General features: G+C 40.3%; 10 protein-coding genes. 1 reads left to right on the plus strand and 9 read right to left on the minus strand.

All coding sequences use genetic code 11. From position 1 onward, the window contains the following. From WCV88_03130 to WCV88_03140, 3 genes are read right to left on the minus strand one after another with little or no spacing between them, the layout of a single operon-like run. Complete coding sequence (locus WCV88_03130; protein MFA6475176.1) at positions 1-1,371, minus strand: hypothetical protein; 1,371 nt, start codon at positions 1,369-1,371, stop codon at positions 1-3. Between the two features lie 52 nt (positions 1,372-1,423). Next, positions 1,424-2,101, minus strand: a complete 678-nt coding sequence (locus WCV88_03135) for a type I 3-dehydroquinate dehydratase (GenBank protein ID MFA6475177.1) — start codon at positions 2,099-2,101, stop codon at positions 1,424-1,426. Between the two features lie 12 nt (positions 2,102-2,113). Continuing rightward, the gene (locus tag WCV88_03140; GenBank protein MFA6475178.1) at positions 2,114-3,142 is read right to left on the minus strand and encodes a Fic family protein; all 1,029 of its coding nucleotides are present in this window, start codon (positions 3,140-3,142) and stop codon (positions 2,114-2,116) included. Between the two features lie 122 nt (positions 3,143-3,264). Between WCV88_03140 and WCV88_03145 the strand changes: the two genes are divergently transcribed. Beyond that, complete coding sequence (locus tag WCV88_03145; protein ID MFA6475179.1) at positions 3,265-4,500, plus strand: MFS transporter; 1,236 nt, start codon at positions 3,265-3,267, stop codon at positions 4,498-4,500. An 18-nt stretch (positions 4,501-4,518) separates the two neighbouring features. On the opposite strand, the gene WCV88_03150 is transcribed toward WCV88_03145, so the two are convergent. The 6 genes from WCV88_03150 to raiA all read right to left on the minus strand — a co-directional run bounded on the left by WCV88_03150 (position 4,519) and on the right by raiA (position 11,303). Continuing rightward, on the minus strand, positions 4,519-4,797 hold the full coding sequence (locus WCV88_03150; GenBank protein MFA6475180.1) for a hypothetical protein: 279 nt from the start codon (positions 4,795-4,797) through the stop codon (positions 4,519-4,521). Between the two features lie 22 nt (positions 4,798-4,819). Next, a complete protein-coding gene (locus WCV88_03155) occupies positions 4,820-5,878 on the minus strand; it encodes a Fic family protein (GenBank protein ID MFA6475181.1) in 1,059 nt (352 codons plus the stop codon). A 170-nt stretch (positions 5,879-6,048) separates the two neighbouring features. Beyond that, the gene (locus tag WCV88_03160; GenBank protein MFA6475182.1) at positions 6,049-7,200 is read right to left on the minus strand and encodes a fibronectin type III domain-containing protein; all 1,152 of its coding nucleotides are present in this window, start codon (positions 7,198-7,200) and stop codon (positions 6,049-6,051) included. Between the two features lie 103 nt (positions 7,201-7,303). Next, on the minus strand, positions 7,304-8,296 hold the full coding sequence (locus tag WCV88_03165) for a calcium/sodium antiporter (protein ID MFA6475183.1): 993 nt from the start codon (positions 8,294-8,296) through the stop codon (positions 7,304-7,306). 22 nt (positions 8,297-8,318) lie between these two features. Beyond that, the gene (gene secA / locus WCV88_03170; GenBank protein ID MFA6475184.1) at positions 8,319-10,952 is read right to left on the minus strand and encodes a preprotein translocase subunit SecA; all 2,634 of its coding nucleotides are present in this window, start codon (positions 10,950-10,952) and stop codon (positions 8,319-8,321) included. Between the two features lie 6 nt (positions 10,953-10,958). Beyond that, entirely contained in the window at positions 10,959-11,303 is a 345-nt protein-coding gene (gene raiA / locus WCV88_03175; protein ID MFA6475185.1) for a ribosome-associated translation inhibitor RaiA, read from the minus strand.

An 11,303-nucleotide genomic window follows, 5' to 3' on the forward strand; every position in this document is an offset into this window, starting at 1 on the left:
TTATTGATTAGTTGATAACTTTAACCGACTTTGAATCACAATCACCATTAAGGCCACTACTCCGACTAAGGCTAACAAAATTGAGTATTCCGGAATGGTAACCACTAAGGGGAAGAAACCCATGAACAATACCAACATGGGCAAGAGGAATTTTATGGAGAATTTACCACCAGCCACGCGCCCAACTAAATACAACATGAGTGCACTTATTAATACCCACGCACTGACAAAGGCGCCATACAGTGGCATCGAAAAATATGGGACATTTGTAATGTTGGCAAACACTTCAATGGTTGGATCAATCGTAAAGCTCGATAAATAATGGAATAGTGGGAAAAATAAAGTATATAGAATTGATAGTAAAAACAAATCGATTAACGATAATGGTTTGCTACCAAACTGATAAACTAAAAATAATAAGATGATAATAAAGACTACAAAGATCGGCGCCATCACCACATAAACGCGCGATACTTGCAGTGATGGGTTAACCTTATCCCCGATCGCTATAGAAATAGTTGGTTTGGAATAAAGGTCAGGCTTATCCCAAGTGAGTTGCACATAGTTCGCACCAAACTCTCTCTGATCAACCGATAAACCTTTGGCGACATCGTAAGACCGAATACCGTTGATGCGTCCGATAAAATGAAAATCCTGCGACCCTTTGGGATTATCAATCCCTTCATAAGTAAACACGGCTAAACCAACTGTGTTATAGGTCACATGAACTGTCACATTACCATTAGCCGGAATCTCACCATTCCATTCTAAACCAAGATTTTCCGTGACGCTGGGATAATAATAGTCGTACGTGTCGGTATTATTTTCCAGTTTAATAGTAGTCTTGGCATTTGAGACTGGTTTACCATCAACCGATAAGGTGGCATTACTAATTTCATTATCACTCGCTTCGCTGGGGAAAGGAAATCTAAACGACACGGCCGCCGTTTCAGCTAAGGTATTACTTAATACATAATCAGCACTAAATTTTGTGCGGTAAGTGGGTTGGTAGGTTAAACCTTTTTTCACATAATCCGCGGTGATATCTACTTGACCGGAAGTACTAGTGAGAGAAGTATTCTCAACAAAGCGTTTCACTTTTTCGGCATTAAGTTGCTCCTTGTCATACAAAGGTTCAGCCGAATCAACCCCTGCTAAACTAGGCGAAGTTTGTGTGAGTGATCCATTATAAACCGCACTGACAGCGTCATAATTACTGGCGGTAATATCTTCTCGGGTACTAACCACGGCCATCATAATTAAACTAAATACTCCAATCGACATGGCCAGAATAATCACCGCCGTAAAATACTGGATTAATAAATAATTGTTTTTGGCAAGTAGTGAGACTGGTTTTGTTGGTTGATCCATAGGGGTTAGTAAATAGTAATAGGTTGTATTGTAATCGAAAAAAGGGGAAAGATCAACTTAGTTGTGTGAACATGGTTTGCAGTTGAGCTTTGGTTAATTGCCCGGGGGCGGATTGCTCGGCTTTAGTTAACGGGGCAAATATCATCTCATTGCCCCACAGTGATCCATAGATTCTGGTCACTGTCCCCCATTCGCCCATACCGAGAACAATAACCGGAAACTTTTTAGCTTTTAGTTCCAGTAATAATTGCAGTAAGGTCAGGGCATTTTTTTTATGTAAACACAGGGTTGAGATTTTATAAATCTTGGGTGCATACCGGTGCATGACATCAATTATTTCCCATAATTTTTCCAGATGCGGTGTATTGTGATAATTATGATAAGACACAATTTGTTGAACAGACCAATGGTGGTTTTTGATAAGCTCTAACTCGTCAGTTTGATCGGAAATATCTAAATCCAACCAAGCCGGTGTGTTACGCACTTGTTGGATAATTCTTAAATGTTGATCGGCATCCAAACGTACTCGAGCGAGCTTTTGTCTGCGCAACACCAGAATAAGTTTTTTACCCAATTGTTTAATCAGTTGTGGAACAAATGAATCATCCAAATCAGTGATGTAATCCAACCACACTTCGAAGTAGGTATAGTCAGACAGATTAGCCTGAATAGTTGCTAACACTTCTGCTTGAGTGCTCTTAATTATGGGTAGACAGTATTTTATAGTCATAGCATTAAATTATCAGTTCTGTTTTAATTTGTAATACGTTGCCTTGCCTTTACCGTGTGCTGTAATCATTTTTTGATCAACGAGATAACGCAAATCGGCGGCGCGAGTTGATTTGGCGCGTTTTACCAATGTGGCATAAAACGCATCATTGATCGAGCCATGGGCTCGAATATAGTTCATGATAATATGGTGATACTCTTTTAAACCTGAAGCGGGGGCTTGGCTGGTGTTATCTAGCTCAGTCTTCACTCGTATTAGTTCATCAATGATTCCGTCCGTAAAATATTCTAGCCACACCGTAAAATCAACTTTCAAATCATAATAACTACCTCTCTCTCCCACCAGAGAAAAATACTTTGTCACATTATTATTATAATAACGCTCAAAACTAAATAATTGAAAAGTATTTAAACCTAATCCAGCTAACAATACTTTGGTAGCCAAACGCACGGTTCGACCATTGCCATCAATAAACGGATGAATTAAAACAAATTGTTTGTGAAAAATTCCGGATAAGATTAAAGCATCAATCGTGCCTTGTTGAGTAGCAATAAACTCTATTAAATCTCCGAGTAAATTTGGCACATCCTGCTGATCTGGTGGCCAATAAACTGTTTGACCAATGCTTGGATCACGTACAAACACTGGCGCAGTTCTTATCACTCCTGAGGATGATTCCAACATGACTCCTGTTGTTACTTGACGATGAATTTTTAATATTAAAGATTCATCAAGTATATGTCTGCCAGTTTTTAGTTGATCATTTAACATCATTAAAGCCTGATTATAATTCAACACTTCTCGTTGGGTATCACGAATATGCGCCGGAGCTTGTTTGAGAAGTTGTTTCACATCTGTTAATGGTAAGGGATTCCCCTCGATACTAGTTGAAGCATGAGCTGACACTTCACGTGCAATTCGTTCCAGTTCAAATAAAACTACTTGCGGAAAACGCCGGTTATTCAAAATTTCCACTATCTGGCTAATTTTCTTAATATTAGCCAGTAATTGATTGGTAATAGTGTACTTGGGTTCAAACATAATTGTCTGATGTATCTATTTATTTATAGACGCATTATAGACGATTCATAGACGATTGTCAAACTGAAATTGCACAGATAGACCACAATATGGAGTTTGTTTTTGTGATATAATACGACACAATGTTAACAACAAGACTCACCTTTTTTCAGGCTTTGCTAACTAAAGATACCCGAGCAATCTATTACGTATTAGTATTTTCTTTTGATTTCTTAGTTGGTCTAACCGCCACTATTTATTCACTATACCTACTCCGTAACGGCTTAGATTTATTTCAGGTCAATTTAGTCAACACGGTTTTTATGTTGGGTAGTGTAATTTTTGAAATTCCAACTGGTGCGTTGGCCGATTACGCTGGCCGCAAAATATCCGTGCTCCTCAGTTTTGCGTGTTTACCCATCGGCTTTGGAATATATTATTTCTCTTCATCAATCGGTTGGTTTATGTTCGCCGAACTTTGGATTGCTTTTGCTGTAGCCTGCTTATCTGGTGCTCTCGATGCTTGGGTAATTGATCAAATACAACACCAGGGTTATACCAGTAAAACTGATTTAGTTTTTTCACATGGTGGTATCGCTAGTGGTTTAGCTTTACTGCTGGGTGGTGTAATTGGTGCGCAGTTGGGAAATATTTCATTAGGTTTACCATTTGGTTTTGGAGCTATCTTTGGTTTATTAGTATTGTTATTCACCTACTGGGGAATGATGGAAACAATTAATCACACTAAACGCCGCCAATTTCACTGGCTAACCGGTGTAAAAAGTATTAGACATGCCTTTAATCCGGTGGTCATTTGGTTGTTACTGGCGACCGGGGTAGCTAATTTTGCATTTCAACCATTGAACATGTATTGGTCGCCCCGCGTAATGGAAATGACTAATCATCAAGTTTGGTTATTAAGTTATGTTTGGATCGGAGTCTCTCTTAGTCTAATGTTGGGAGCTTATTTAGCACAACGCTTTACCAAATTCACGATGTCTCAGCACTGGTTGTTTGTGATCACAACTTTGATATTAGCTTTACCAATTATTATCATTGCCTCAACCTCCGTAGTATCGACATTGCTAAGTGGCTTCTTCATTTATGAGATTGGCCGTGGTTTACTAACGCCACTCCATAAAAGTTTTTTAAATAAACACATTCCAGCAAATGAACGCGCGACGTTATTATCGTTTGATTCCTTAATAAGCAAATTATGTGCCGGCGCTGGCTTAATTTTATTTGGTTATTTAGCCCGACAATATTCCATTTCACTCACCTGGCTCTTGGCCGGCCTGATACTATTGTTTCTGATCCCACTTTATTATTACGCTACAAAGAACAGTAAACTGACAGCAGAATATAAACGTGAAAATTAAGGTGCTACGTTTCTATAACTATTCTTGTATTAGGTGGGCTTTCAAAGCACTAATTTTATTATCCCACACTGAAGTATCACTACTAAGCCACTCGCCAAGTTCTGGAACCATTTCACCCTCTTTATATTTACCGCTATATTTTTCGAAGTTATCAAGCTGCTCCCGTTTTCTTGCCGCACAAAAGGCAATTTCACTTTTAATTTCCTCATCTGTCATGGGTTGTTCTGATTCTTCCTTTAAGGTAGGTTTCATACCTTCTATATTTTTGGGCTGTACTTTAAAGGGTGATTTTTCCATATTATTCTTGTTAATATATAAATTATTTCTTCAAACGATAATACGTCGCTTTGCCTTTGCCGTGCGCTGCAATCATTTTAATTTTCTTCAACTTTTGTAGATGTAATTGAGCGGTTCGTTTTGGACAATGTAAAATATCCACCACATCACTGATGGTCAGTCTACCAAGCGAACCAAGAAAATCTAAAATAGTAACTTGATCTTTATCCAAAAATATTTGCGTGTCGATATTTAAATCCTTCAGCTTGACTGGCAAACTGAATATTTTACGTCTCACCAGATCGATTTCTTCTTTAAAGCCATTTATAAAATATTCCAACCAAGGGGTAAAATCTTGGCGACGAGTATCATAATCCTTGCCAATATTAATGGCGGCATAATAAGCTGGCCGATCATTGTTATAATAATCTTCCAACGCAAATAAGTGACGGAAATCATAACCACGCTGATAGAGCACTAAAGTGGCTAGGGCGCGAGCCGTTCGACCATTGCCATCGGCAAAAGGATGAATCGCAGCAATTTCTTGATGGACAATGCCTGCTACGATAACCGGATTAATTTGCTCTTTGATACTATACTGCATCCATTCGATTAAATTATCCATTAACTTTGGTACAGCATTTACCGCGGCAGCTGTGTACATGATCTCCTGTCTACCGTCAGCATATCTACGTACAACATACACCATGTGTTTTCTATATTTACCAGATGATCCAACTGGCAATGTATTGGTTGTCACTAAACGATGAATCTTTAAAATAACCTGTTTAGTTATGACCTTTTTTTCTTTAACAACTTGGTCAATATATTTGAGTGCTTTGAGATAATTTTCTACTTCATAAATATCTCGCACCGGGGCAGTAATCTTTTGTTTGTTCGCCAATGCTTCAACTTCTCGAACATTTAAAATGTTGCCCTCTATAGCCGTTGAACTATGAGTCATTCTAATTAAAGCTTGCCGACGGAGCTTTAGTTCTTGTTGCGGCAAAATTCGCGCACGTTCAATTACTGCTTTACCTTCGGAAATAGCAGTTAACAGGTGAACAATTTTATCAGTCAATTGATATTTTGGATGAAACATACGGCATTGTAATAATACTACAAAAAATCTAATCGCGCAAGATCCGCGCATAAATCGCGCAAGCCTGATTAACATTTTACTGCCCATGACACTTCTTGAAGTGTTATCTTAATGGAAAATTTATTATCTTATTGACTGTGCCTTTACCGGTGGCGCCAAACTGAGCGCATTTATTGATCGGTTTTAAAACTAACCGAATCTGACCAAGGTGTTAAGACGCCGCCAATTTTCGCACGCACCCTGACTTGGTAATGATGATTGGATAGTAGTTCAGACAAGGTATGCTTAGCAGCAGTCGTTTTGATCGTATCGAGCACTTTTCCAGAAGTTGACCGAAGTTGTATCGTGTATTTCTGCACATCGGTAAGTGTATCCCAAGTAACCCGCGCACTACTGTCTGTACGATTAGCTTTCGGTACAGCCACATTTTGTACACCAACCTTTTTGATTTTATAACTCAACTGGTCAGTTGAATCTTGAGCAGCATCGGCCGCCATTAATGCACTAGTAGTAAAATCACCTCCAGCATAGGTTTGCACAGCAAAATTCAGCATATCACCATAATCAATATTTTTCAGATTCAATAATCCAGTACCATCGGCATTGGTTAAATTCAAATCCGTTTCAAAACCACCAGCGCTATCCACGTTTTTGCCCGACTCCCCACCCTTAGAGGTGTCACCGATTTCTGGATCAATGACAACTAACAAACTATCTTCATCTGGATTAAATGCGGCTGTAGCAAAATCTTCAGTTGTGGATTCTTCATAAATAGCCGTGACCTCAGGACCATTTTCCATGCCGATACTATCACGCAAGGCGTGGAGGTAAACCGCATAGTACAGAATGGAACCAGAATCACCTTTCTGCATCTTAAACACTAACCACATATCCAGGTCAGCGGGTAAACCAACATTGTCACCTGGGCCATCTTGGTCACCGAATTCATAGTATTTTTCTTCCACTAGATCATATACCGATAATAAGGGGTGGAAAGAGTCAATATAGAGTTGCAATTGTGTGGCCGTATTACAGACTTTTATATTTTCTAAATCACTCATCAGGTCGATGTTGGTAGTATAACGATCTCCACTAGATTCCGTAGTAGACCAACCAGTGTCACTATAATAGTAACTAATTCCAGTGAGATCTGATCCATCGGTAGTCAGTGACTCAACATCTGCCCAGTCGCCCGTATTATTATCAATGACTACGCCACTGCAGGCGTTACCATCGGCTGAGACAACATTGGGCAATAAGGTACTGCCAATGACCAAACTGGTAGAGATGATGCTGATAATAAACACTTTCAATGGAACCATAAAATATTATTTAATAATCCTATTTTAGTAGTATAACAAACCCTTACTTTAATTAACAAGGCCCTCCCTTTGTAACCTATTGGCCATGGCAACGTTTGAAGTGCTATCTTAATGGGAAGGAATTTAGTATACCTTGCTCCACCAAAAACGCAATTAGAACATAGAGCCCGTAGGCACTCAAAAACATTACCCCAAACCCTTTGCTCAGACGTTGTCCCCTATACATTAATCCAGCTAGTAAAAGTGTTAGTAGTAAAACCAATGGCAAGTCAAACTTCCAGAAGCTAGCAGCAACCGTAATCGGCGCTATACAGATAGTAACACCTAAGACAATCAAAATATTGAGAATATTACTACCGACCACATTGCCAATCACTAAATCATTTGACTTTCGTAGTGAAGCAGTAATGCCGGTGACAATTTCTGGTAACGATGTACCAACTGCCACAATGGTAATGCCAATAAATAATTCGCTCAACTGAAATAATCGTGCCAACACAATGGCATTGGTCACAACCATCCGTGCACCAACAAATAACAAGGCTAAGCCGGCCAGCAATGCTGCTACTGATACTACTAAATCTTTCCGCTGCCGAATGGCTATGTTGGTTGCTATATCGTCTCGTTCAATGCCATTATTTTGGCTGTGGTAACGTACGGCTATCCAAGTAAACCCTACTCCACATGCCACCAATATCACCCCATCAACGCGACTCAAATAGCCATCAATCACCATAAGATAAAGCAACCCTATGGAACAGAGCAAACCAAATAATTCTAACCGTGACTTTTTAGCTAAACCTAGATTGATGGGATAAATCAGTATGCTTAGCCCCAGCACGATCCCAATATTCGCCACGTTACTACCCAAAACATTACCAAGTACAATATCGTTTTTCTGCTCGAGGCCCGCAATAATACCAACGACTAATTCTGGTAAGGACGTTCCCAGGGCTACAATGGTTAAACCAATAATAATCAATGGGACTCGCCAGTAACGCGCTAACGCGGAACTATGATCCAAGAACAGAGTTGAACCTTTATAGAGAATAAACATCCCTACTGCGCCAAGTACAATTGGGATCACATACGCCATGTTGAGTAGTATAGCAAAAAAACTATTGACCGTGGCACTTCTTATACTTCTTCCCACTGCCACACGGGCAAGGATCATTGCGGCCAACTTTGGCGGGTTCGACATTTTCGTCACCACCCATGAGTTTTTGGGGTTGTTTTTGGGCGGGCTCGGGAGCTAGTTTTTTCACATCGGCCATTTTGTAGATACTATACACCACTTGTTTTTGAATGTTAGCAATCAATTCAGTGAACATGCCGTAAGCCTCATTTTTATATTCTACCAACGGATCTTTTTGGCCATAACCACGCAAGCCAATTCCTTCACGCAAATAGGACATTTGATCGAGATGCTCAATCCATAAAGTATCAATGGCGCGCAAATAGAAGCCTCGTTCGATTTGATATACTAAGTTAGTATCGGCGACATCTTCAATCATTTTAGCATAACGCTCACGGGCTAAATTCATGAGATATTCCACAATATGGGTTCTGGCTTCAACATCGTGTAACTTATCACCACCTTGGGCTTTAATGTCTTCTAACTTTTTTCGTTGTTCAGCGGCTACTGGAAAAATAGAATTGACGGTTTCATATATTTCCTGAATATCCCACTGTTTATCTTTTTCCTGATTGGTATGAAAAGACACGACATACTCAATTTCGTTTTCAACTAACTCCATGATTAACTTATTCACTTCATTCGGTTGCACCGCTAAGATTTCATTGCGCTTGCGATAAATTACCTCACGATGCCGATTCATGACATCATCATATTTCACCAAATGTTCGCGGATATCAAAGTTGTGTCCTTCCACTTTTTTCTGAGCCGTTTCAATCGAGCGCGATACAATGCGATTTTCAATCGGCATATCCTCCGGCCAGTTTAAACTATTCATCAAACCTTTCACTCGATCGGTGGCAAAAATTCTCATTAGGTCATCTTCCATGGAGACAAAAAACTGGGAAATACCCGGATCCCCTTGCCGGCCAGACCGACCACGCAATTGATTGTCAATCCGACGCGCTTCATGCCGTTCCGTACCGACTACCACTAACCCACCGACCGCGCGCACCGCTTCCGCTTCGGCGGCATCTTGCGGATTACCACCTAAAATAATATCCACACCGCGGCCAGCCATGTTGGTAGCCAAGGTCACTGCCCCCTTCTTACCGGCTTGAGCAATAATCTCAGCTTCACGTTCATGCTGTTTCGCATTTAAGACTTGGTGTGGTACACCGGCATTAAAAAGTAGTTTAGACAGTAATTCATTTTTTTCAATCGAGATAGTACCAATTAATACTGGATTACCAGCCTCATGATATTGGCGCACTTTTTCCACCACGGCAGCCATCTTTCCTTTCTCATTACGAAAAATGGCATCGGGTGAATCTTTCCGCACTAGTGGCATGTTGGTGGGAATCACCACCACATCGAGTTTATAAATTTTATAGAATTCTTCTTTCTCAGTTTCAGCGGTACCGGTCATACCAGATAATTTAGTATACAACCGAAATAAATTCTGGAAAGTAATGGTGGCCAATGTACGCGATTCACGTTTGATTTCAATGCGTTCTTTGGCTTCTATGGCTTGATGTAAACCTTCACTGTAGCGTCGGCCGGGCATTAAACGGCCGGTGAATTCATCGACAATAATCACTTCATTCTCTTTTACTACATAATCACGATCGCGCTTAAATAAAGCAAAGGCTTTTAAGGCTTGTTCAATATGATGCACTGTCGTCACACCACCACTTTCATAAATATTCCCAACTCCTAACCAATCTTCCATCTTAGCAATGCCACCAGCGGTCAGTGTAGTGACACGCATTTTTTCATCGACATTATAATCTTCATTTTCCACTAATTTTTCGACTAATTGCGCAAACCGGAAATATTGATCGGTCGCGGCTTCGGCTTCACCGGAAATAATCAATGGTGTGCGGGCTTCATCAATTAAAATACTATCCACTTCATCGACGATAGCATAAGCTAAACCACGTTGCGTTTTGCGCTCGTTACTTGTCACCATGTTGTCCCGCAGATAATCAAAGCCAAACTCATTGTTGGTACCATAAACAATATCCACTTGATAAGCCTCACGGCGTGAGACTGGTTTTAAATTCGACATGTCTACTTTAAAAGACGCAGTTTTATCTACTTCATTTTCTTCAGTAGTTGGATCAAATTTAAATGACACCATTTGGTGTTGAATGCAACTGACCGATAAACCTAACCAGTGATACAGTTGCCCCATCCAATCGGCATCTCGTTTGGCTAAATAATCATTCACTGTAACCACGTGCACGCCTTGGCCAGATAAGGCATTCAAATACACTGCCGCTGTAGCCGTTAAAGTTTTACCTTCACCGGTTTTCATTTCGGCAATCATACCGCGATGCAACACCACTGCCCCAATTAACTGCACCGTATAATGACGTTGCCCCAACACCCGTTTGGCGGCTTCACGCACAACTGCAAAAGCATCAGGCAAAATATTATCTAATGTTTCACCTTTGGTTAAACGCTCTTTAAGTTTTCCAGTTTGACTTTGCAACTCAGCATCAGACATGGCTTGATAAGCCGCCTCCAACTGATCGACTTGATCAATGATGGGCTGAATGCCTTTGACGATTTTTTTACTTTCGTCGCCAAACCATTTATCGAGAAAATTCATACTCCGTTACACCGCCGACTTGCGGTCGCGACTTTCAGCATTAGCTCGACGATGTTTTGTTTCTAATTTATTTTTTAAGTCACGTAATTGTCGTTCCATTTCATCCTTCACAATATCAATCGCCGCATACATCGTAGCCGCGACTTCCTCAGTAAAAAGCACCTCATGCCCAACATGAAATTGAGCCGTGGCTTTAAACTCTTCCTTATGTTGCTCGCGCACATCCTCAAGGGTGACGCGAATTTCAGTGATAGACTCATTAAATTTCGCTAAACCACCGATTTTGGTATCGACATATTGCTTGAGAGCCTCGGTCAGCTCAATGTTTTTGCCGGATAGTTGGATATTCAT

The sequence above is a fragment of the Patescibacteria group bacterium genome (assembly GCA_041665365.1).
In the GTDB taxonomy this organism is placed as follows: domain Bacteria; phylum Patescibacteriota; class Patescibacteriia; order UBA9570; family UBA9570; genus UBA9570.

What these genes read in the sequence shown, in the direction of transcription:
- WCV88_03130 (MFA6475176.1), bottom strand. Translation starts at nt 1,371, where the DNA reads ATGGATCAACCAACAAAACCAGTCTCACTACTTGCCAAAAACAATTAT.
- WCV88_03135 (MFA6475177.1), bottom strand. Translation starts at nt 2,101, where the DNA reads ATGACTATAAAATACTGTCTACCCATAATTAAGAGCACTCAAGCAGAA.
- WCV88_03140 (MFA6475178.1), bottom strand. Translation starts at nt 3,142, where the DNA reads ATGTTTGAACCCAAGTACACTATTACCAATCAATTACTGGCTAATATT.
- WCV88_03145 (MFA6475179.1), top strand. Translation starts at nt 3,265, where the DNA reads ATGTTAACAACAAGACTCACCTTTTTTCAGGCTTTGCTAACTAAAGAT.
- WCV88_03150 (MFA6475180.1), bottom strand. Translation starts at nt 4,797, where the DNA reads ATGGAAAAATCACCCTTTAAAGTACAGCCCAAAAATATAGAAGGTATG.
- WCV88_03155 (MFA6475181.1), bottom strand. Translation starts at nt 5,878, where the DNA reads ATGTTTCATCCAAAATATCAATTGACTGATAAAATTGTTCACCTGTTA.
- WCV88_03160 (MFA6475182.1), bottom strand. Translation starts at nt 7,200, where the DNA reads ATGGTTCCATTGAAAGTGTTTATTATCAGCATCATCTCTACCAGTTTG.
- WCV88_03165 (MFA6475183.1), bottom strand. Translation starts at nt 8,296, where the DNA reads ATGGCGTATGTGATCCCAATTGTACTTGGCGCAGTAGGGATGTTTATT.
- secA (MFA6475184.1), bottom strand. Translation starts at nt 10,952, where the DNA reads ATGAATTTTCTCGATAAATGGTTTGGCGACGAAAGTAAAAAAATCGTC.
- raiA (MFA6475185.1), bottom strand. Translation starts at nt 11,303, where the DNA reads ATGAATATCCAACTATCCGGCAAAAACATTGAGCTGACCGAGGCTCTC.